The sequence below is a fragment of the Colwellia sp. KU-HH00111 genome, assembly GCF_040362745.1.
GTDB lineage: Bacteria > Pseudomonadota > Gammaproteobacteria > Enterobacterales > Alteromonadaceae > Colwellia.
Genome location: NZ_BAABWO010000009.1, coordinates 44,418 through 66,096, shown reverse-complemented (window position 1 = coordinate 66,096; position 21,679 = coordinate 44,418). Strand labels below are relative to the sequence as shown.

Below are 21,679 nucleotides of genomic sequence, written 5' to 3'. Positions count from 1 at the left end.
TACAATTCGATTGACTTGCAGAGTTGTCAGGGTTATAATTTGAAGACTCTTAAAATACAAGCAAGGCACGATATGAAATACCCTGTTATCTTTGAAAATAGTAAAAATGGCGATGGTTACCAGATCATGGTGCCTGACTTGCCTGGTTGCAGCACTAGCGCTAATTCTATTGATTTAGGATTAGAAAAAATAAGCCAAGATATTAAATCTCACTTAGCTATTTTGGCCGAGTACGGTGAAAAAGTACCAAACGCATTAAGTGTAGAAAAACACCGACAGCAATATGCTATTGATAATCCGCATACCCATGCACAGGTGTTTTGGGCGATTGTTGATATTGATATCAGTGCCTATTTAGGTAAGAGTCACAAAATCAATGTGACCTTACCTGAGTTACTGATCAAGCAGATAGATGAGAAAGTAAGTAAAAGTTCAGCGTATAAAACCCGCTCAGGGTTTATTGCCAATGCCTGTATAGTTGAATTGAGTAAATAAGGCTAGGCTAACCAAGTAAGGTCAGATCGATTTCTTTTGCTGCGGCAAAAATTTTAGCAGTTAAACTGCTGCTGGCATCACTATCGAAATTAATTTGCGCTATTTTGGGTACAGGCAGAAGCTGTTCGAGGCTAGCGATATTTTCATCAAGATTTGACATCGTTGTTGAGCTGGCGCTGTTGGCTACCCAAGCGACACAAGTTAAGCCATCTGCAATGATGGCTTGATACGTGAGTAGCGCGTGATTTAAACAGCCTAATTTCATATTAACAATTAGAATAACATCTTGTTTAGTGTTAATCGCAAAATCAGATAAAAATGTTGGACTTGGAGTGTTTAACTGCAATGGTAGTCTCCATCCCCCTGCACCCTCGGTAATATTAATATCGGCATTTAATGACACGAGTTGCTCAAAGCCAGCTTTTATTTCATTTAGAGTCAATGTGATATTTAACTTCTCTGCCGCAATATGAGGCGCAATAGCCGCCTCCAAGGAAATAGGGTTTACCTCATTAATTAGTTGTTGGCTATTTGCAAACTGTGTTAATAATTGCGCATCTTCATTGATTAGCTTACCGTCTATTTTATCGCAACCTGCGGCCACCGGTTTATATGCGGCAACCCGTTTGCCTGCATCAGTAAATGCTTGAATAATGGCACAAGCCACAAAAGTTTTTCCGGCATCAGTATCAGTTGCGGTAATAAAAAAATTTCTTTGTTGGCGCTTTACTTTTGCTGGTGTGCTTGCGGAATTTTTAGCGTTCATATTTGCTTTTTACATAAGTTGGAATTGTTGACTTAGACAAGTTAGTTCAGCTTAGTTAAGTATTAAGTTTAACCACTAGCCCTGAGTACAATCGGTACGTTGCAGGATAAATACCATTAGGCTCGCAAAAATCTTGGTAATGATCGGTCATTTTGAACCATTTATCCTTGCCAGATAATCCCCTATTTTGTTTTTTAGGGAGATGATTCGCGCCAAGCCCTTTGAGCTCTCGAGCTAAATGAATGACGTTTTGGTATTCAAGCACTATGTCTTGGCATTTATGTTCTAATACACTAGAGTTGTTTGTATTAAAATGTTCATCTAACTGGGCCTCTGTTTTAAAATCAATAACATGTTGGTCATCGTCTACTTGCCGCCAAGAAGATTTTAACTCATACAGTGTGCCATCCACCAAGGTGGTAAAGATAATCAAGCCGCCGGGCTTTAACACCCTAAGCATTTCTTTGATGGCTACATCAAGTGGCTCAAACCACTGAATCACTAAATTTGAATAGATCAAATCAATGCTTTCATCTTGAAGGGGGATTTTATGCGCATCGGCCTCGACCCATACAATATCCTTATGTCTGCTTTCTTTGGCAAATCTAAGCATCTCTTTTGATAAATCAAGACCAATAACTTGGCGATAAGATGTTGCCAATAAGTTAGTGAAAAAGCCAGTACCTGATCCTAAATCTAGTACGGTTAGATCATGTCTATTAGGTAACCAAGGCATTAAATGTTTACCTGAAAATCGCTGTAACCGCGCCGACACATCGTAAGACTTACTCGCTGAGCCAAAGCTTTCAGCGATTTTTTTCTTATTATGTTGCCTTATTCTATTTGCTGTCATCTAAATCAACGCCTCGTTCAAGCTTTTAGCTAAGTGCTTGATATCATTTTCATTATGGTTGGCGCATATCGTAACACGTAACCTTGAGCTACCTTCAGCAACGGTTGGTGGACGTATAGGAGTCAACCAAATCCCTTGTTTTTTCAATTGCTGACTTATCGTTAAAGCCTTTTGTTCATTGCCAATAATTATCGCATGGATTGATGACTCAGAAGGTATAATAGTAATACTAGGATCAAGTTGCTGTATCAGCAAATGACTTAATTCATTTATTTTATCACGACGCCATTGTTGCTGTTGAATAAGCTCAATACTTTTTATAGTTGCCCAAGCAAGCGCTGGCGAAATTGCTGTTGAATAGATGTAATGTCGGGCAAAATTGATCAAATAATCATGAAGGTTTTCATCACAAGCTAAAAAAGCACCACTGGTAGCGATGGCTTTACCAAAGGTTGCCATAATGATATGTGATGTTGATGAATCTTCATTTGACGCTATCAATTGGCTTGAACTACCCTGACCTTGTTCACCAATAACGCCAATACTATGAGCATCATCAAGGTATAACCAAGCCTTGTGCTCATGACTTAATTGTTGCAAAGCCGTTAATTTGGCTTGGTCGCCATCCATGCTGAACACCCCTTCTGAGGCAATCAGTTTATGGTCGGAATTACTTTTACTCAATAATTGCGCAAGTTGCTCAGTATTATTGTGTGCAAAGCGTTGTACCTTGGCTTTACTTGCAAACGCACCGTCGAGCATAGAAGCATGAGATAATTTGTCTAGAAAAAAATGACAGCGATCACCATTTACTTCTTGGCCTAATGTTTGAAACAAGGCAACGTTAGCAGTAAAGCCACTAGAAAACAGCAAGCATTTAGGTTGATTTAACCACTGACAAATTTTATCTTCTAACGCTTGGTGCGCATAATGAAAACCGGTTACTAAACTTGAAGCGCTTGCACATAACCCAAACTTATCTATACCTTCTTGCATCGCTTGATTAATTTGTTGGTGGTTGTTTAAACCTAAATAATCATTTGATGAAAAATTAATATAGGTTTTACCATCAACAATAATCTGCGCACTTTCCTCGTTATCAACAGTGCTAAGGTTTACTTTGCTTTGTTGAATACAAGTACGCTGACGATACCTTGATAACGTTTTCTGTTTGGTTAACTTTTGCTTAATAAACTCAAATGCCATGCCATTGCTTCGCTAAAGTGAGTTGATTAGGTTGCTGCATTGTAGAATAGATCTTTATGCTGTTCGTTAACTAAAGAAGTTTTAAGTTGTTTATCTTGAATTGCACTCTCATCAACCACGGTTTCAGTATTAATGCCTAATTTATTAAACAATTGAATGTCTTTATCTGTTTCTGGGTTTTCCGCGGTGAGTAATTTACACCCATAAAAAATGGAGTTAGCCCCGGCTAAAAAACATAAGGATTGCATTTGTTCATTCATTGCAGAACGACCTGCAGACAACCTGACGTGAGATTCTGGCATCATAATCCGCGCTACCGCGATACAGCGAATGAAGTCAAAGCTTTCTAGATCTTCAACATCAGCAAGTGGTGTACCTTCAACTTTTACTAACATGTTGATGGGTACGCTTTCTGGTTGCTTAGGTAAATTGGCTAACTGAACTAGTAATGACGATCTATCGATGGCTTTTTCACCTAAACCAACAATACCACCACTGCAAACCTTCATTCCTGCACTGCGCACGTGATCTAAGGTATCTAATCGATCTTGATAAGTGCGGGTGGTAATAATTTGATTATAATGCTCTGGCGAAGTATCAAGGTTGTGATTGTAATAATCTAAGCCTGCATCTTGGAGCTGTTGGGCTTGGTTTTCGTCTAACATCCCTAACGTCATACAAGATTCTAACCCTAGGGCTTTAACCCCTTTGATCATATCCAGTACAATGGGCATATCCCTCTCTTTAGGGTTACGCCATGCTGCCCCCATGCAAAAACGGGTTGAGCCCATCGCTTTAGCTTTAGCAGCAGCTTCAAGTACCTTTTCAACTTCTAACAAACGTTCTTTTTCAAGATTGGTTTTGTTGCGAGCACTTTGTGAACAGTATTTGCAATCTTCAGGGCAGGCACCGGTTTTAATCGATAATAAGGTACTTACTTGTACTTCATTAGGATTAAAGTTTTGGCGATGTACCGTTTGCGCTTGGAACATTAGATCGTTAAAAGGCAAGGCAGATAATGCTTCAACTTCAGCTAACGTCCAATTATGGCGAACACCTGATTGCTCAGGTACTGATGTAGCAGAAAGAACAGCTTGTGACACTACTTTTGACATGGAAAACTCGTTTGCATCTAAATAAATTAACAGGTAGTCTAGCGATCATCATGTTTATGTCAACATTGAATTGGACTTTTAGTTTACAAATGATTAAAAAAGAACCTACATCAGCTTCAGCACTGTTAGCTTACGATAAAACCCATGTTTGGCATCCTTATACTTCAATGTCAGCGCCCTTACCTTCATATTTAGTTGAAAGTGCTCATGGCGTTCATATAAACCTCGCCAGTGGTGAATCACTAATCGATGGCATGTCATCATGGTGGTCGGTTTTACATGGGTATAATCATCCTAAGCTTAATGCGGCATTAATTGAACAATCACAGCGCATGTCTCATGTTATGTTTGGTGGCTTAACACACTCTAGCGCAATAACTTTGTGCGAAAAACTCGTGAGTTTAACGCCAGCAGGACTCGATAAGGTGTTTTTATCTGACTCTGGCTCCGTTGCGGTAGAAGTTGCCATGAAAATGGCATTGCAATATCAACAAGCCAAAAGTAATACGCCTGCCGAGCATATAAAAACAAAATTGATGACGGTAAGAAATGGGTATCATGGCGACACATTTGCAGCGATGTCTGTGTGCGATCCCGTTACCGGTATGCACCAAATTTTTGAACATGTGTTGATGAAAAATATCTTTGCACCGGCTCCAAGTTGCAAGTTTGGCGATGTATGGCAACCCAGCGATGTAAAAGCACTTACCGAATTATTTGAACACCACCACCATGAACTTGCTGCCTTTATTATTGAACCCATTGTTCAAGGCACCGGAGGTATGCGTTTTTATCATCCAGAGTACTTGAAAGCGTGCCGACAGTTATGCAGTCAATATGATGTGTTATTGATTGTAGATGAAATTGCTACTGGTTTTGGTCGTACTGGTAAACTATTTGCCTGTGAATGGGCGAGCATTAGCCCAGATATTCTGTGTTTAGGGAAAACATTGACCGGTGGTTATATGACGTTAGCAGCAACACTGTGTACCAGTGAAGTTGCTCAAACCATCAGTAATGGTGAAGCCGGTTGCTTTATGCATGGACCAACCTTTATGGGAAATGCCTTAGCCTGTGCTGTGGCTAATGCCAGTATTGATTTATTGTTTGAAAACAACTGGCAGCACCAGGTTCATTCAATTGAACAACAACTGCAAGTGTCATTATTGCCCTTAAAAGCACATGCCCGCGTTAACGATACCCGAGTACTAGGCTCTATTGGTGCTATAGAATGTTTGCAAGCAGTCAATGTCGCTGTCATTCAAAAACGTTTTGTTGAATTAGGTGTATGGATCCGCCCTTTTGGTAAACTCATTTATATTATACCTCCATTAGTTATTACTAAAGAGCAAATTATTAACTTAGTTGATGCGATGGCAACGGTGCTAAACGAAGATAGTTGCTTTTTACCTTAGCAAGCGCGTTTATTTGGCTTAGCAGTCAAGACAACAGCAACAGGTATTAAATAATATTTGCTGCACTAAGTACATGGTGCAAAATAACCGATAACCAAAGAAGGTTTATGACCAATAATATATATAAATTGTAATGGGGATTGTCTTGTACTCTGCGGCTGCGATATTTATCAATAAGTAAGGCTGAATAGCTGCTTGCAGCACTAAACCAAATCACTAAATATAAATACCCCGTTAATGGCGTTAGCCAAAATTGTCTAATTTCAATATTATGATAGCGTAGTACACCATAATTGGTTTCTGGGGCAACAAAATAAGAGATAATCACAGCAGCCAAAAAAGCAAGCCAACTACAAAGGTTAAGTACTCTTGCTAAATAAAACCAAAAGTCTGCTGACTTTCGACGTTCGGGTTTAGAGGTAGAATGCTGAGTTCTCAACACGTTTTCAACTTTTTTAGCCATTAATATTTAATCAATCCCATTATTTTTTCATTATTGTGATCTATTTAACAAGTTTTACTTGTTAAACATAATAGTCACGGTAACATAACCATCTTAAAAATTTCAGCAAATCTTCCAGTATTAAATAATATAAATATATAAGAGGTCATTCAATGTCAGTTATAGCAATTACTGATGTATTAGCAGGACAATTTCCTGTTAACGAAACTATCACCGTTCATGGTTGGATAAGAACTCGCCGTGATTCTAAAGCAGGTATTTCTTTTTTAGCGATTCACGATGGCTCATGCTTTGATGCTATTCAGGCTATTGTACCTAGCGATCTGACAAATTATCAAGATGATGTTCTTAAATTAACCACTGGCTGCGCAGTAAAAGTGACAGGTATATTGGTTGAATCTCCTGGACAGGGACAGTCATTTGAAATCCAAGCCACCGCGGTAGAAGTGTTAGGCTTTGTTGAAGACCCTGACACTTACCCAATGGCAGCTAAACGCCACAGTATCGAATTTTTACGTGAACATGCACATTTGCGTGCGCGTACTAATATTGGCGGCGCGGTTACCCGTGTTCGTAACTGTTTAGCACAAGCAATCCATCGTTTTTTACATGCCAAAGGTTATTTCTGGATCAGTACACCACTAATTACCGGTAGTGATTGTGAAGGAGCTGGTGAAATGTTTCGTGTGAGTACGCTCGATATGGAGAACTTACCACGCGATGATAAAGGCGGCATTGACTACGCAAAAGACTTTTTCGGTAAAGAAACCTTTTTAACGGTATCAGGGCAATTAAACGTTGAAACTTATTGTAACGCGTTATCAAAAGTATACACTTTTGGCCCTACATTTAGAGCTGAAAACTCTAATACTTCTCGCCACTTAGCTGAGTTTTGGATGGTAGAGCCAGAGATTGCTTTTGCTGACTTGTCTGACGCAGCTGATTTAGCAGAAGAAATGCTTAAATATGTATTTAAAGCGGTATTAGCCGAACGTGCTGATGATATTGCTTTCTTCCAGCAACGTGTTGATAAAACCCTTGTTGAGCGTTTGAACTCGGTTATTGATAATGACTTTGTACGTTTAGATTACACCGACGCCATCACTATATTAGAAAAATGTGATAAGAAGTTCGAAAACCCAGTATCTTGGGGTGTAGATTTAAACTCTGAACACGAGCGCTATTTAGCTGAAGAACACTTTAACGGCCCAGTGGTTTTACAAAATTACCCTAAAGATATTAAATCGTTCTACATGCGTTTAAATGATGACGGTAAAACGGTAGCTGCTATGGATATTTTAGCTCCGGGTATAGGCGAAATTATTGGTGGTAGTCAACGTGAAGAGCGACTTGATGTGCTTGATAGCCGTTTAGATGAAATGGGCTTAGATGTTGCCGATTACAGTTGGTATCGTGATTTACGCCGTTACGGTACAGTGCCTCACTCAGGTTTTGGTTTAGGTTTTGAGCGTTTAGTCGCTTATGCTACGGGTATGCAAAATGTTCGTGATGTGATCCCTTTCCCAAGAACCCCAAATAACGCCGCATTCTAATAAAAGAATCGCTACGAAAAAGTAGTCAGCTTAGTGTCAGAGTAGTTTTTGACCGAGCTGACTACTACCTTCTAACAATAGCAATGTGTAGTTATGTCCAATAGCTTACGTGATTGGCAAAAGCCTTGGTCGGTTTCAATACTTGCGGTCTACCCAGTGTCCCAATATATAAAAAACCAACAATATCATCTCGTTCTGCTATTGCTAACCCTTGTTTTATTTGTGAATTATAAGCAAAACCACCAGTACGCCACATAGCCCCATAACCTAGCGAACATGCAGCCATTTGCATTGCATGGGCACAGCAACCCGCGGTGATTAATTGCTCCGACAAAGGGACTTTTTCATGATCAGTATAATTTGTGCTTATAACAATAATCATAGGAGCACGAAACGGCTTTTTAGCAATTTTATCTAAATCCTGTGTTTGTGCATCACTACTTGCCACAAACAGATCACTTAAGCGCTGCAAGCCATCATCGGTTACTACTTTAAAATGCCAAGGTTGCAAACAACCATGATCTGGCACTCGCATGCCTGCGGCTAAAATTTGTTCAAGCGCTTGTGTATTAGGGGCAGGAGAAACTAGAAAAGAAGTTGATTGCCGTTGTAAAAGTAACTCAATAGCTGTCATGATAAAATAAAGTTTTTAACAAATGAAAAGTGTATCAAGTGTATATCTATGATCATTTATGCTCAATGTAATTCTACTAATTTTTTAAATACGAATAACAGTTATTTTTACTTGACTTACACCTTACATCACCTCAGTATTAAAATTATAAATTGAGCTAATTAACGATGACAACACCAAATCATCACGAAACAATCATGATTAAAATTTTCGCAGTAACCTCCAAGGTTCTATATAAGCAAAACTTTATTCTGGCCACGCTATGCTGGCTGAATATGGTCATTTGCTTATGGCCAAATACTGCGGACCGCTCAAGTTAACGTTAGCAACTCAATTAACCAAGCACATTTTAAGCCGCAGAATTTATCTTTTGCGGCTTTTTCTTTTTATCGACGGTTAATTTAAAGAGAAAGTACCACAAAAGCCTCTGCACCCCATGCAAACACCAAAAGGAGAGTAAAAATGCAAGTGTCTGTTGCCTATATAGCGGTACTATTAATATGGTCTACCACACCATTGGGGATAGTCTGGAGCAGTGAATCAATTAACCCAACTATGGCAGTATTGTTACGCATGCTCATTGCTGTTGTTTTAGGTGGACTTATTATTTTTATAAGAAACATAGAACTTCCATGGCATAAACAAGCACTGCGCTTATACAGTTACTCTGCATTAGGTATTTTTGGTGGTATGTCATTTTCTTATTTAGCGGCCGCTTATTTACCTTCAGGGGTGTTATCATTAGTGTTTGGTCTAGCCCCCGTATTATCAGCTATATTAGCGCGAAGAATATTGGCAGAGCCGAAAATATCACCTTTACGTAAATTATCTATGCTGCTTTCATTTATCGGTCTAGCCTTGGTTTGCGCTGATAATTTTTCATTAAATAGTGATAGCGTCTATGGCCTTGGTTTTGTGTTAATTGCGGTGTTTTTATTTAGTTTAAGTGGTGTTTTGGTCAAGAGTGTCTCTTTAGCTATTCATCCTATGGCAACCACAGTAGGTGCACTTTCTGTTGCCCTGCCGTTGTTTTTAATTAATTGGTTGCTGCTTGATGGTAGCTTGGATGTCAGTCAGTGGCAGATGCGATCTATTTGGGCCACCTTATACTTAGGTGTTTTTGGCTCGCTTATTGGTTTTTTTGCTTACTTTTTTGTATTACAAAGATTAACCGCAAGTACTGTTGCGTTAATAACCTTAGTAACTCCTATTATCGCCTTAACCTTAGGAGCACTTCTCAATGATGAAGTGATCAATAGTAAGTTAATTGCTGGTGCGGTACTGGTCATTTCAGGTCTCGCCATATATCACTGGGGCGAGTTATTATTGAAAAAGTTTAAGCAAGAGCCATCCATCACAACAAAGGGCATTACTGATAAAACCTAGTAGTTTAGCGGTTCGTTGTAACATTCAACTAACCGCTAAATACCCGCATGGTTGTCTTATTGATTAAAAATCAGCTTTGCCATGAGATACAAGGCGTTTAAATAGATAATGGTCAACACTAGTGTAACGCCCTGCACCTATAAAAAATAAAGCCAACAGCATAATAAAATAAGTGGCTGAAAACTCGATTCCATTATTAAGTACCACGATATTCCCCTTTTCATATAACCAGTCAGTATTACCATTTTCATCTAATATTGAACGCATTTTATCTAACCGGTTTGCCGTTGCCGTACTGTTTGCTAAACTTTCTTGTGATTGCTCAACACCGACCCAAGTTAACATTTTGGCTGGACTAATATCAGGATTAGTTGGGGTGATAGCAAACCAACCATTGTCGGCATGAACCGTTGTTGCTGCAACAATCATGGTGAACATTAATGGAATAGAAATTAAACGTGTTAATGCCCCCACAAGTAGTAACCAACCACCAAAAAACTCTACTAGGATCACTAGATTTGCTAAAAGTACAGGAAAAGGTAAGCCTAATCCCCAGTCACTATTACCAAACCACGCAATAATATTGGGATCAGCCATTAGCGCGGCAACTCCAGTTACGTCTGGATCAAGCATTTGAGTTTTGCTAAAGCCTGCCATAATAAAAACAGGAGCAAGATAAAGTCGTAATAATAATGCAGGAACACCATCAAAATGAGATAAATATTTTAAAAAATTTTGATAGCTGTTTATTAATAAGGTCATAAAAGAATGTCTCAATAAGTAATATTTTGTTCGTTATATAAAAGATAAGAACCTCAATTTGGGTAAATAATTTCAATCGCTTAATTACTTTAGTAAAAATACGCATTTTTTTACAATCTTTTAGTCAATTCGCTCAGTGATTAAGGTAATATAAAACTAATTTCCTTATTTTTTATATTGATATATTTATGAGCACATTATTAGACTTTGGCAAACGTATTCTAAGCGGGATTTGGCGAGCTTTCACCTTGACTCGTTCAGTGGTATTGAACACAATTTTCATCGTATTTTTCATTGGTTTTATCGCCATGTTGGTCAGTGATGGTAATAAAATCACCGTGCCAGAGAAAACGGCATTAGTGTTAAATTTAGTTGGTGACCTTGTTGAACAAAAACAAGAAGTTAGCCCAATGGATGCTTTTTTAACCAACGCCTTAGGGGAAGAAGAAGAACGCCCTGAGGTATTATTAGCCAATGTGCTTGATGTAATAGCTCAAGCTAAAAATGATGATCGGGTTGAAATATTAGTATTACAGCTACAAGGCCTTCGCTCTGCGGGATTAACCAAGTTACAAGATGTGGGTGTAGCATTAACTGATTTTAAAAGCTCAGGTAAAACAATCATTGCGCTGGGCGATCAATACACCCAAGAACAATATTACATTGCTAGTTATGCTGATGATATTTGGATGAACCCGCAAGGTTTTATGCTACTTGATGGTTATGGTCGTTATAAAATGTATTATAAGTCTGCGTTAGATAAGTTAGCTATCAATCAACATATATTCAGAGTAGGAACATTTAAATCGGCTGTTGAACCTTATATCCGTGATGATATGTCTGCTGCCGCCAAAGAAGCAAATCAATTATGGTTAGATGATTTATGGCTGCAATATAAACAAGATGTTGCCAAGCAACGCGGTGTAAGCATTAATAACTTTGATGAAGGCATTAGTGATTTAATTTCCAAATTTTCAAAAGCGAACAGTAGCTTTGCCGAATATGCGCTAACCAATAACTGGGTTGATCAACTTAAGACCCGTGCGCAAATGCGAGAAGCATTAATTTCAATGGTAGGTGAGAATAAAAAAGGCACTAGCTATAGCCATATTGGTTATAAAGATTATTTATCTGTAATGACTTTAAACAAAGCGATGATGACCAACATGAAACCGCTTTCGTCTGACAAAGTTGCCGTCATTGTTGCCAAAGGTACTATTTTAGATGGCACACAAAAGCCCGGCACTGTTGGCGGTGATTCTACTGCCAAATTATTACGTAAAGCCCGCACTAACGATCGAGTAAAAGCTGTCGTTCTAAGGGTTGATAGCCCAGGTGGCAGCGCCTTCGCCTCAGAAATAATTCGCCAAGAAGTTGAGTTATTAAAAGCGGCTGGTAAACCTGTGGTTGCATCAATGGGGACTTATGCTGCATCGGGTGGTTATTGGATCTCAGCACCAGCAGACAAAATTTATGCATCGCCTTCAACAATCACAGGCTCAATCGGTATTTACGGGATGATGATGACATTTGAAGATTCACTCGCAAAACTAGGTATCTATACTGACGGTGTTGGAACCACTGATATTTCTGGTTTTGGTCCTACTCAGCCTTTAACCGAAGGTATGGCGCAGTTATTTCAATTAACCATTAATAAGGGGTACCAGAATTTTTTAACCCTAGTGGCTAACAACCGAAATATGACCTTAGAGCAAGTAGATGCTATTGCCCAAGGGCGAGTGTGGTCAGGTAAAAAAGCGAAAGAGCTAGGCTTAGTCGATGAACTTGGCAATTTAACCGATGCCATTGATGCCGCAGCACAGCTCGCTGGTATTGAAAACTATGACACTTTGTTAATTGAAAAAGAAATTTCAGAGCGCAATAAGCTTATACAAAAGTTTTTGGGAGAAGCTAGCACGTTTATGGCAGCTAACAGTGAGTTGTTGTTAGATAGTGATTTGTCTTCACCAAATAGCATTAGCACTAAACCTATGACAAACTTTATTTCTCAACTGCAAACAGAGCTAACCAAAATGAATCAATTTAATGATCCACAAGGCATTTACTCTCTTTGTTTAGCCTGTAGTGAGCAATAATCATGTTAACAAGTAAACGAATTTATGTCGCCTATACTGGCGGTACTATTGGTATGAAAAAAAGTGATCAAGGTTATATTCCTGTTAATGGTCACTTAACTGACTCTCTTAATGGCTTACCTGAATTTCATCGTGAAGAAATGCCTGAGTTTACCATTAATGAATATCAACCATTAATCGATTCATCTAATATGACGCCTAGCGATTGGCAACGCATCGCTGATGATATTAAGGCTCATTATGATGATTATGATGGCTTTGTGGTGTTACATGGCACAGATACTATGGCCTACACTAGCTCTGCTTTATCGTTTATGTTTGAAAACCTCAGCAAACCGATTATTGTCACTGGATCACAAATCCCACTAAGTCAATTACGCTCAGATGGTCAAGTAAATGTTCTTAATGCGCTTTACATTGCGGCGAATTATCCAATCAATGAGGTAGGACTGTTTTTCAATAATAAACTGTATCGTGGTAATCGTTCGATAAAAGCCTATGCCGATGGATTTAACGCCTTTGATTCGCCTAATTTACCTCCTCTACTAGAGGCAGGTATTAATATTAATGTCATAGCGGGTAAAATTTCGCCTTGTGTTGAGTTAGAGCCTGCGGTCATTGTTCGAGATATTATCCCTCAGCCGATCGGTGTTGTACATTTGTACCCAGGCATCAGTAGTGATGTCATTAAAAATACGCTTAGGCAACCAGTGAAAGCGTTAATTTTACGCAGTTATGGTGTCGGAAATGCACCACAAGATAACGCCCTACTTAAGTGTTTAACAAAAGCGAAAGCGCAAGAGATTGTGGTGATTAATTGCAGTCAATGTATTAAAGGCACAGTAAATATGTCGGGTTATGCTACAGGAAACGCCTTAAGACAAGCAGGCGTTATTAGTGGTCACGACATGACATTAGAGGCTACGTTAACAAAACTACACTATTTACTCAGTCAAAACCTGAGTTACAACGAAACCTGCCAGCTAATGGAAGTAAATTTGCGTGGTGAACTCACCCATGCGCTTTAAGTTAGCGTTGATTGTGGTGAAAAGCAAAAGCTATAACGATTTGGTCATGTAGTATTTACAACCGGTTTGAGGGTATCCTTGTTGAATCCACTGCGTTTCATAACCATGTTTTTGATAAAAAGGCATTGCTTGAAAGTTAAGCGTATCTAATAAACACTTATTACACCCTCTTTGCTTACCTGATGCTTCAAACTGTTGTAAAAGTTTACTGCCAACATGTTGGCCACGTAACTCTTCTGATACCCACAGCGTATTTAATAACAGCCAGTCGCCAAAACTTCTACCTGCAGCACCGGCAATAATATCGCCTTGTGGGTTTTTTATTTGCACAGCCAATGGTAATCTTTGATCAACTTCCCAGTTAGCCCAATTAAACTCAGCAATTTTTTTATCTAAGAAGTCGATAACTGATTGCTCAGGAGCATCGAGTATTTCAATATTCATCATAACTCCTAAACAGTATGTATAACGAACTAAAAAACGCCGGTATTTCAAGTTAGCCTAAAGAGGTTTAGGCCAATCAATGTCATACCGGGGTACTAAATCTCAGTCAGTTGATTAACTATAAAACGCTTCAACATTGCCTTTTAATGTGATCATCAGTGGTTGACCACGACGATCTAGCGCTTTAGGTGAAGGAACTTTTATCCAACCTTCACTAATACAATATTCATCAACATTGAAATGCTCTTTGCCATTAAGTTTAATGCCAATGTTATGCTCAAAAATTTCTTCCACATGATGTGGACTACGAGGATTACCAGAAAGGCGATCGGGTAAGTTTGGTAATGATTTTGAATCGTTCATAGTCGATACCTGAAGTTAATAAAAGTGCGCTATTGTAGACAAATTACCCCTAACGCTCAATAGATGGCAGAAAAACTTCATTTTTAATAATCACTTTGTGAGCTGGTAAGCAAGTTAACGCCTAACCATGAGAACCACAATATTTGACCTAACCCGAAAATTTCTGTCAATATATCCGTAGGGTAAAGGGTAAGTACTCCAACTCCCCCAATAAATAGTCCAAAACTATTTAACCATTTAGGAAATTCATTACTTTTTAACCCTGCAACACTCACTAACAACACCCATAAACCACCTACAATTTCATTCCCTCCGCCTAATCCCTCAACTATGGTATTGATAGTAATCCACAAACTTATTGCTTGCTCAGGGTTTTTATCTGATAAATCAATAACAGCACCTAAGCCTATATTAGCAATCATACCGCTCGCTATTACTAGTCCTACCCAAATAATGCCAAAAATAGCGGCCATTTGAGATAATGTTGAAGCTTCAGATTTTAATCGGTGATGCAGTCCTAAAACGAGTACGCTTAAAAAAAGCCCAAACAACACATACATGGTGAAATATATTAGTGAAATGCTAAGTTGATTATCTGACAGGAAAACAAGTTTTTGAACATTATCAGCATTAACAGGGTAATGCCAAAACGCCCCAAAGAAAATAAATGCCGTTATATAAATAACCGCTTGGCCGATAGCTGCACAACCCGCATATTTTTGTATGCTACCCATAACAATCCCCTTGACTGACAAAAAGTCAATTTAGCACATAAACATCATGGCAAACGATGCACATGTGTAACAAAATGCACGTTTGTTAAGTCGATTATTTAATAGAGCGGATAATTTGGCGTAGAATGAATAAAAGGTAGCTTTTCACAACTATGTAGTGGTCAGGCCGTTAAAAGCGTTGCATTCGGAATCATCGTTTAACAGCCCGTCCAGAATATAAATAGCTTCATATACACCACAGGGAATAAAATGGCTAAACAAAGCAATGTAAGTATCCGATACGTGATAATAAGCAATGCCGCCATAGCTACCATATCGAATATGGTACTCCGAAAGAAGGTTATCTTCATAAAGATCCCAAAGTTTACCATCTGCAGATACACTATTGCCTGACCCAACATTCAATTAACCGGTATTTTTTATATTCAGTGTTAAGCTTGGCAATAGCTCTCTAAAGACGAGCCTCGGTTGTGCGTTTTAAATTTAGCCAGGCTACCTGTTTACGGGAAACCCCACGCACTGAGCGTACGGTTTCCGTGGGACCAATATTTGTTGATGCTAGCGCTATTTCTTCATTAGTTGCTTTATGAGGATTGAACAAAACTGTCGCTGTTTTTTGATCGTAATCGACGGTTACTTTTACGACACCTACAACCTTTTCCATCGCTTTACGAACCATTATGTGGCACATTTTACAGGTCATTTTTTCAATGGAGAAAATTTTCTCAGATAGCTCTTGAGTAGCTGCATTAGTCGTTGCGTCGCTATTAGGCGTTGCCATTACATAGCCAAATATAAATACCGAGCTTAACAATATTGAAACGGTATAACGTGTTCTCATTATCGTATCTCCAAAAGTTAATAATGAATTGTTAAATCAGCACGCAGATACTCCAATACCAGTGATCACCGCTAATAATAAAGAACGATTAGGAATCGACGAATTAGAGATAACTAGATCTCAAATAAAGATGATATGAGATAGCTTACACTCTGTGGTTTAGACCAGAGTCAACAGTTAAGTACAAAAAATTGAAAATGCGTAAAGCTAGTTTTCTAAAAAGCCTTTTTGAGATAACCCTTCGATAAAACCACAGTGATCTGTAGCACTATCACTATGACACGTTGATATTAATTCATCTAATACTGTTTGAATGGTGAGTAACCCAGCGATTTGTTGTTTGATTTTGTCCCGTTTTTCTTGAGCTAATGTTTGCACGTCACCACAATGTTCATCCCCCCAAGATTAGTAACTGCTTTATTTCTGCCTTATTAACGCTTTACGTTGGTAGTAACGTATTGTCTCAATGTTCACATCAGCAACCTTAGCTAATCTTCCGATGGTTAATGGGGTATTTTTTTACTCATGTAAACAATACCTTCATTATGGCCCAAATTCTTACTTTAATTGTTTCAATAACTTAATCGTTTCATCTCGCATTTCATCAAGTCCAGTTAATATATTGTCAGCACTGGTTTGATTATTTTCGATATCTTCCCAATTAATATTCCAAGTAGCACGTAATTTATCAGCATTGTCAGGCAAAGGAGGAGGTAGTACTTGAGATAGGTCTCTAATCGTTAAAATATAGGTCCAGCCCGTTCTAGCATTGCCATTTGCCACCAAGTCAGGATCATATCTACGATGAAAAACGAGTTGTTGTAATTCATTAATTTTTGTTAACAGCATAAAAGAGGCAAAGCGTTGATTTCTATTACCTTCACTTTGCTCGTTACGCCATGTGTTATACCCCAAGCTTGTGAGCGCAACAACAAGGCTTATGATTGCTACGGCATTACGTTGAACTTGACTGAGCAGATTAAATTTTTGCATAAACTTGACTCTGTTTGTTTATAACGGCCGAAATGAAAACTCTTTGACCCGTTCAAAAGATAAGTGATCGCCTTCATCTTTACCATAATAGGCTTGATGAATAATACCCTTAGCATCAATTAAAAAAACAACATAAAAGGCTTTTCCGTTATGCTATGTAAGTCAAATATTGTTCCATCAATGGCAGGAAGAATGATATTTTTAATTTTTCGCATTGTCATTAATAATCACTGCCATCGTTACCGTTTTAATTATTTTCTATAGTTAGCGGTAGGTGCTTTTTGTTCTTTATATAATGCTCGTTCAATCCAATAATCAACACTAACGTAACGGCCTGCACCGATAAATAATAAGGCGAGTAACATAATAAAATAAGTGATTGAGAATTCAATGCCATTGTTAAGCATAACCACACTGCCCGTTGACGTGATGTAGTCGTAGTTAGTGTGCTCTTGCAATACGTCTTTAACAATCGCTAATTTGTTTGACGCTTCTATAACTCGCTCATTCGCAAATGGCGCACTGGGATCTGTGATTGCCTGCCAACCATTGTCCCAATGAACTGTTCCTGCAGCCACTAACATAGTGACCATCAACGGAATTGAAAACCATCTTACCGCGACACCAAGAAATAGTGCTATCGCTCCGAAAAACTCTGTTGCCGTGGCTAAAATAGCCATTAAAAAAGGGAAAGGTAGCCCTAAGCCCCATTCGGTGTTGCCGAACCATTCAACAATACCTTCGAAACCTTCTATTTTTTTAGTTCCTGCCATCCAAAAAACCGGCACTAGATACATTCTAAGCATTAAAGGGGCTAAGAAATCAACTGCTTGTATTGTATTTAGTTTTGAGTGAAGCTTTATTAATAGTGATTTCAATGTCTACTCCTTGCAAAAAGCACTTAAAAAACATAGTGATTTTTAGATAAATATTGGTTAATTTAACTATTTGATGCCGCTCAATTAATAAGGTTACAATATTTTTGAAAAAACAAACTTCAGCCATTGTTGACGATGCTAACGAAAAAAAACTGATTGATGGGTTATTGGAAAATGATGACTTAGCTTATGAAACCTTGGTACGTCAATATAGTACAAGAATGTATGCCGTTGCTCGCCGTTTTTTTAATAACGATGATGACGCTCAAGAATGTTTGCAAAAAGCTTTTATTCAAGTGTTTAAAAATATTTTATCTTTCAAAAAAGATTCAAGTTTGATGACTTGGTTGCACCGAATAACCGTTAATGAAGCACTAATGATGATCCGGCAGAAGAAAAGACAAAAGACCATGTCGCTGGAAAGTTTTGCTCAACATTACAATGTGTATGGTGAGCGAACTGACTTTACAAATGATGAAGGCGGTGAACTAGGTCGTTTTATCGAGAATAATATTGAAACGTTATTTGAGAAAAATGAAACAAAAATATCGCTAAATGAAATTATTTATCAACTGCCAGAAAAATATTGTAACGTTTTGCTGCTTAGAGACATCCAAGAGATAAGTACTAGAGAAACCGCCGAGTTATTAGCTATAACTGAAACTTCGGTGAAAACTCAATTACACCGAGCAAGATTACTTTTAAAGGCAATTTTAGAACAACACGACAAAGAAAGTTTAGAAAATAATTGGAAGGTAAATTAACGTGCTAATGATCAAACGATTAATGACCAAGTATGTACCTGGCATGTTAACGTGTGAAGAAGTTGATAGTTTTTTATACGACTTTCATGAAGGACAGCTTTCCAATATAGAAAAAGTGAAATTTAAGCTACATTTGAGTATGTGTGCAGAATGCAGAGCCTATGTTCGTGGGTATAAAAATACCATTCGTATTTCTCAAGCCGGTTTTAAAAAAGCAGAGCCTATAGAGAATATACCTGAAGAACTATTGGAAGTGATCTTGAAAAGTCGAACAAAAAATTAGCTTTATACTTAGCTGTTTTATTGGAAAATAAGTAATGATCACAAGCCAGTTGAAAATCATTGAACAAGGTCTTTCATACCTAAACTCTGTATCTACAGAGGATTATACCGAGATTGTCTCCCCGAACTTTATCAGTTCGGCAGGTTCCCATATGAGACATATTATCGACCATTATCAAGCTATTATCTCAGGTCTCAATTGTGAACTGATTAACTACGATATTAGGGAGCGAGGTAGTAAATATGAACTATCTCCAACACTAGCTATTGAAAAATTACATCAAATCGCTGATTGGGTTAAATCACTGACAGAAGAAAAGTTGAATAAGCATATTATGCTATCTACAGAAGTTTCGGTAACTAACAAAAACATTCAAAAAGTACAGACCTCTGTTGCCAGAGAATTAATCTTTTCTGGCAGCCATGCGGTGCATCATTACGCCATGATAGCGCAAATTTCTTTTGCTCAAAAGAATGCTCAACCGTCGTCATTTGGTTTAGCCCCTGCTACTGCTACATTTTTAAGGCAAGAAAGTAAGCAAGCTAATAACACAGCAAAGCAGTAGATAATTGAATGTGTACATTAGCTTATCTGCTTCATGAAAACGGCTATGAAATATTTTTTAACCGAGATGAACAACGCGCTCGTTCACCCGCCATTCTGCCAGCATTTTATTCATCTATAAATGCTATTTTTCCTGTAGACCCTCAAGGAAAAGGTACATGGATTGCGGTTAATCAGCAGGGTTTAACTTTGGCTCTGCTAAATAATTATCAAGCACAATTTAATAACTCACCGCATGTTGTGATCATTACATTTATTCTTTTATATATCGTAAGTATGCTTCCTTAGCCTTGCCAAGGTAGAGATTTAATAATTTATCTGGTGCGTTAGGCAAATTGACACTAAGGAGTAAGCCGGGCGTTTGGTTGAAATTCATATCAATTCCCATGCATTGAAATTTAGCGCCTAGTTTATGGTATTGTTTGAGCAATACTGGAATATCTTTATTATCTTTTTCTAACGCCGTCACCAACGCTGACAATTCTTTAATACCTAACGTGTTGATATGTAGAAAGTCTTCAACTTCTGGGTGAAGTAGCCCCTTAAATGATGATTTTGCCGTAACACCTGTACTGTTAGTTACTATGACTTTATTGATTAAAGCCACTGAGCGAGGATCATATAATTTGCTTAATGACACAGTGCCATACAAGGTTCTATATTGCGGGTTTTGACAAACAAATGCCCCAATACCTTTCCATAACAATAGTAATCCATGAAAGCTGTTCTGGTGCGCTTCTATAATAAAAGAGCGTCCCATTTCCAAACAGGGCTGCTGCTGATTAATAAATTCAGGCTCAAAATTAAACATTTGGGAAAGGTAGAGTTGGGATACATCACCATTTTTCTGTAAAAGATCGGTTTGTCCTATTCGGTACGCCCCAATAATTTCTTCATTTTTATGATCGAATATAAATAAGTGCATATAAGTTGCGTCAAATTTATCAGTATCACAGGCTTCACCGCTGCCTTCATTGAGTGTTCGAAATGTTATTTCCCTTAACCGAGTGATCTCTTGTACACAAATTGGTATTTGCTGTTGATAGCCGTAATAAACAGAAAAAGTTTTAAAATCTAACAAATGTTGCTCTTCAGGGAGTAGAGATAATTCAGTTTTCATTGTGGCTTTATCTGCCATTGGTAAAATATCTTTAAATGATGTTGGTTTATCATCTTCTAACCAAGGAGTAAAATAGTGTTCATCATTTAAGTAACATTGTAACCGCACAAAATCATTCATTCTTTCAATACCATCGAATTCGTTAAGTTGTTTAACTTTAATTAAATTATTTGTTTTTAAACTAATTTTATGTTGTTGTAATTTAAGCATTTCACGCGTTAGCATTAACAAACGAAAGCGGTAATAAATTCTGCCCATTCGATGAAATAATTTGCTATTTGTACCAGAAATAAAAACGGGCAAGATGGGGGTCTCTGTTTTTTTGGCAATTTGGACCGCTAGGCGATTCCAGTCACCATCTGTGATTCGTTTTTTTTCTGGTTGATAAAAAGAAACTCTTCCGGCGGGGAAAATAACTAATAATCCATCATTCTTCACATGAGCAAAGCATTGCTTTATGGCTGAAGTATTGATCGCAGCTTTAGGCTTTAATGGATTAGCAAAGATAAAGTAATCTTTAATTTCTTTAAACATCTGTAAGCCAACATTGGCCATTATTTTGGTATCCGAGCGATACGATGACAGTAAATGAGCAATAATCACCCCTTCAATCATGCCATAAGGATGATTGCAAACCACTATAGAACGACCATGTTGCGGTATTTTAGCTAAAATATCATCAACACCAGAAACTTGAACACCTAGAATGTCGATTAGCTTTTTCGAAAATGCTTGTTTATCTAAGCCCGGCAATTCGCTATTAAGATAAATTTTTTGTAATTTCTTTATTCCTAATAACCTATCAAATATCGGCCCAGTAAATTTAAGCAGCGCACCTAAAAATGTGTTGGGAGCCATTGAAGCCAGTCGGAGATCTGAAAGAGGTTTATCTGCGTTATCCATAGTATCGTTAATATTTCAAA

At 38.0% G+C, this 21,679-nt stretch carries 26 protein-coding genes and 1 pseudogene; 10 read left to right on the top strand and 17 right to left on the bottom strand.

The window, feature by feature from the left end:
• Positions 1-72 precede the first annotated feature (72 nt).
• Positions 73-495, top strand: a complete 423-nt coding sequence (locus ABXG98_RS15615; protein ID WP_353539621.1) for a type II toxin-antitoxin system HicB family antitoxin — start codon at positions 73-75, stop codon at positions 493-495.
• A 7-nt stretch (positions 496-502) separates the two neighbouring features.
• Here the strand turns inward: ABXG98_RS15615 and bioD are convergent, their stop codons facing one another.
• The 4 genes from bioD to bioB are packed head-to-tail and all read right to left on the bottom strand — an operon-like array spanning position 503 to position 4,435.
• Positions 503-1,261 carry a dethiobiotin synthase gene (bioD, locus tag ABXG98_RS15610; RefSeq protein WP_353539620.1) on the bottom strand — a complete coding sequence of 253 codons (759 nt, stop codon included), beginning with the start codon at positions 1,259-1,261 and terminating at the stop codon, positions 503-505.
• A gap of 55 nt (positions 1,262-1,316) precedes the next feature.
• Positions 1,317-2,114, bottom strand: coding sequence for a malonyl-ACP O-methyltransferase BioC (gene bioC, locus ABXG98_RS15605; protein ID WP_353539619.1), 798 nt, complete (start codon positions 2,112-2,114; stop codon positions 1,317-1,319).
• Positions 2,115-3,320 (bottom strand): aminotransferase class I/II-fold pyridoxal phosphate-dependent enzyme, encoded by a 1,206-nt coding sequence (locus tag ABXG98_RS15600; protein WP_353539618.1) that lies wholly within the window; start codon positions 3,318-3,320, stop codon positions 2,115-2,117. It abuts the gene before it with no gap.
• A gap of 26 nt (positions 3,321-3,346) precedes the next feature.
• Positions 3,347-4,435 (bottom strand): biotin synthase BioB, encoded by a 1,089-nt coding sequence (gene bioB / locus ABXG98_RS15595; RefSeq protein ID WP_353539617.1) that lies wholly within the window; start codon positions 4,433-4,435, stop codon positions 3,347-3,349.
• A gap of 89 nt (positions 4,436-4,524) precedes the next feature.
• Between bioB and bioA the strand changes: the two genes are divergently transcribed.
• Positions 4,525-5,850: an adenosylmethionine--8-amino-7-oxononanoate transaminase gene (bioA, locus tag ABXG98_RS15590; protein WP_353539708.1), complete on the top strand. Its 1,326-nt coding sequence runs from the start codon at positions 4,525-4,527 to the stop codon at positions 5,848-5,850.
• A gap of 46 nt (positions 5,851-5,896) precedes the next feature.
• On the opposite strand, the gene ABXG98_RS15585 is transcribed toward bioA, so the two are convergent.
• On the bottom strand, positions 5,897-6,313 hold the full coding sequence (locus tag ABXG98_RS15585; protein WP_353539616.1) for a hypothetical protein: 417 nt from the start codon (positions 6,311-6,313) through the stop codon (positions 5,897-5,899).
• Between the two features lie 152 nt (positions 6,314-6,465).
• Between ABXG98_RS15585 and asnS the strand changes: the two genes are divergently transcribed.
• On the top strand, positions 6,466-7,866 hold the full coding sequence (gene asnS / locus ABXG98_RS15580) for an asparagine--tRNA ligase (RefSeq protein WP_353539615.1): 1,401 nt from the start codon (positions 6,466-6,468) through the stop codon (positions 7,864-7,866).
• Between the two features lie 91 nt (positions 7,867-7,957).
• Here asnS and ABXG98_RS15575 read toward each other — a convergent pair whose 3' ends face one another.
• Positions 7,958-8,500 (bottom strand): NAD(P)H nitroreductase, encoded by a 543-nt coding sequence (locus ABXG98_RS15575; RefSeq protein WP_353539614.1) that lies wholly within the window; start codon positions 8,498-8,500, stop codon positions 7,958-7,960.
• Positions 8,501-8,962: 462 nt separating this feature from the next.
• Between ABXG98_RS15575 and ABXG98_RS15570 the strand changes: the two genes are divergently transcribed.
• Positions 8,963-9,886, top strand: a complete 924-nt coding sequence (locus tag ABXG98_RS15570; RefSeq protein WP_353539613.1) for a DMT family transporter — start codon at positions 8,963-8,965, stop codon at positions 9,884-9,886.
• Positions 9,887-9,949: 63 nt separating this feature from the next.
• On the opposite strand, the gene ABXG98_RS15565 is transcribed toward ABXG98_RS15570, so the two are convergent.
• Positions 9,950-10,648 (bottom strand): HvfX family Cu-binding RiPP maturation protein, encoded by a 699-nt coding sequence (locus ABXG98_RS15565; RefSeq protein ID WP_353539612.1) that lies wholly within the window; start codon positions 10,646-10,648, stop codon positions 9,950-9,952.
• 188 nt (positions 10,649-10,836) lie between these two features.
• Between ABXG98_RS15565 and sppA the strand changes: the two genes are divergently transcribed.
• Positions 10,837-12,744, top strand: a complete 1,908-nt coding sequence (gene sppA / locus ABXG98_RS15560; RefSeq protein WP_353539611.1) for a signal peptide peptidase SppA — start codon at positions 10,837-10,839, stop codon at positions 12,742-12,744.
• A gap of 2 nt (positions 12,745-12,746) precedes the next feature.
• Positions 12,747-13,772: an asparaginase gene (gene ansA / locus ABXG98_RS15555; RefSeq protein WP_353539610.1), complete on the top strand. Its 1,026-nt coding sequence runs from the start codon at positions 12,747-12,749 to the stop codon at positions 13,770-13,772.
• A gap of 30 nt (positions 13,773-13,802) precedes the next feature.
• On the opposite strand, the gene ABXG98_RS15550 is transcribed toward ansA, so the two are convergent.
• From ABXG98_RS15550 to ABXG98_RS15510, 9 genes and pseudogenes are all read right to left on the bottom strand, one after another.
• Positions 13,803-14,216 (bottom strand): GNAT family N-acetyltransferase, encoded by a 414-nt coding sequence (locus ABXG98_RS15550; RefSeq protein WP_353539609.1) that lies wholly within the window; start codon positions 14,214-14,216, stop codon positions 13,803-13,805.
• Between the two features lie 114 nt (positions 14,217-14,330).
• Positions 14,331-14,579, bottom strand: coding sequence for a DUF3297 family protein (locus ABXG98_RS15545; RefSeq protein ID WP_353539608.1), 249 nt, complete (start codon positions 14,577-14,579; stop codon positions 14,331-14,333).
• An 83-nt stretch (positions 14,580-14,662) separates the two neighbouring features.
• On the bottom strand, positions 14,663-15,313 hold the full coding sequence (locus ABXG98_RS15540) for a hypothetical protein (RefSeq protein ID WP_353539607.1): 651 nt from the start codon (positions 15,311-15,313) through the stop codon (positions 14,663-14,665).
• A gap of 183 nt (positions 15,314-15,496) precedes the next feature.
• Positions 15,497-15,713: pseudogene (locus ABXG98_RS15535) on the bottom strand (Tn3 family transposase); the annotation flags it as partial.
• 51 nt (positions 15,714-15,764) lie between these two features.
• The gene (locus ABXG98_RS15530) at positions 15,765-16,154 is read right to left on the bottom strand and encodes a heavy-metal-associated domain-containing protein (RefSeq protein WP_353539606.1); all 390 of its coding nucleotides are present in this window, start codon (positions 16,152-16,154) and stop codon (positions 15,765-15,767) included.
• 207 nt (positions 16,155-16,361) lie between these two features.
• Positions 16,362-16,532: a MerR family transcriptional regulator gene (locus ABXG98_RS15525; protein ID WP_353539605.1), complete on the bottom strand. Its 171-nt coding sequence runs from the start codon at positions 16,530-16,532 to the stop codon at positions 16,362-16,364.
• 39 nt (positions 16,533-16,571) lie between these two features.
• Complete coding sequence (locus ABXG98_RS15520; RefSeq protein ID WP_353539707.1) at positions 16,572-16,655, bottom strand: hypothetical protein; 84 nt, start codon at positions 16,653-16,655, stop codon at positions 16,572-16,574.
• A gap of 57 nt (positions 16,656-16,712) precedes the next feature.
• Positions 16,713-17,147, bottom strand: a complete 435-nt coding sequence (locus tag ABXG98_RS15515) for a hypothetical protein (RefSeq protein ID WP_353539604.1) — start codon at positions 17,145-17,147, stop codon at positions 16,713-16,715.
• Positions 17,148-17,398: 251 nt separating this feature from the next.
• Positions 17,399-18,025 carry an HvfX family Cu-binding RiPP maturation protein gene (locus ABXG98_RS15510; RefSeq protein WP_353539603.1) on the bottom strand — a complete coding sequence of 209 codons (627 nt, stop codon included), beginning with the start codon at positions 18,023-18,025 and terminating at the stop codon, positions 17,399-17,401.
• 104 nt (positions 18,026-18,129) lie between these two features.
• Here ABXG98_RS15510 and ABXG98_RS15505 point away from each other — a divergent pair, with 104 nt between their 5' ends.
• Genes ABXG98_RS15505 through ABXG98_RS15490 form a run of 4 tightly spaced genes read left to right on the top strand, consistent with a single transcriptional unit; the run spans position 18,130 to position 19,924 of the window.
• A complete protein-coding gene (locus ABXG98_RS15505; RefSeq protein WP_353539602.1) occupies positions 18,130-18,789 on the top strand; it encodes a sigma-70 family RNA polymerase sigma factor in 660 nt (219 codons plus the stop codon).
• A gap of 7 nt (positions 18,790-18,796) precedes the next feature.
• Complete coding sequence (locus tag ABXG98_RS15500; RefSeq protein WP_353539706.1) at positions 18,797-19,072, top strand: anti-sigma factor family protein; 276 nt, start codon at positions 18,797-18,799, stop codon at positions 19,070-19,072.
• Positions 19,073-19,106: 34 nt separating this feature from the next.
• The gene (locus ABXG98_RS15495) at positions 19,107-19,637 is read left to right on the top strand and encodes a DinB family protein (protein WP_353539601.1); all 531 of its coding nucleotides are present in this window, start codon (positions 19,107-19,109) and stop codon (positions 19,635-19,637) included.
• A gap of 8 nt (positions 19,638-19,645) precedes the next feature.
• Complete coding sequence (locus ABXG98_RS15490; RefSeq protein WP_353539600.1) at positions 19,646-19,924, top strand: NRDE family protein; 279 nt, start codon at positions 19,646-19,648, stop codon at positions 19,922-19,924.
• Here the strand turns inward: ABXG98_RS15490 and ABXG98_RS15485 are convergent.
• Positions 19,890-21,659 (bottom strand): bifunctional lysophospholipid acyltransferase family protein/GNAT family N-acetyltransferase, encoded by a 1,770-nt coding sequence (locus tag ABXG98_RS15485; protein ID WP_353539599.1) that lies wholly within the window; start codon positions 21,657-21,659, stop codon positions 19,890-19,892. The genes ABXG98_RS15490 and ABXG98_RS15485 overlap by 35 nt on opposite strands.
• Between the last annotated feature and the right edge of the window lie 20 nt (positions 21,660-21,679).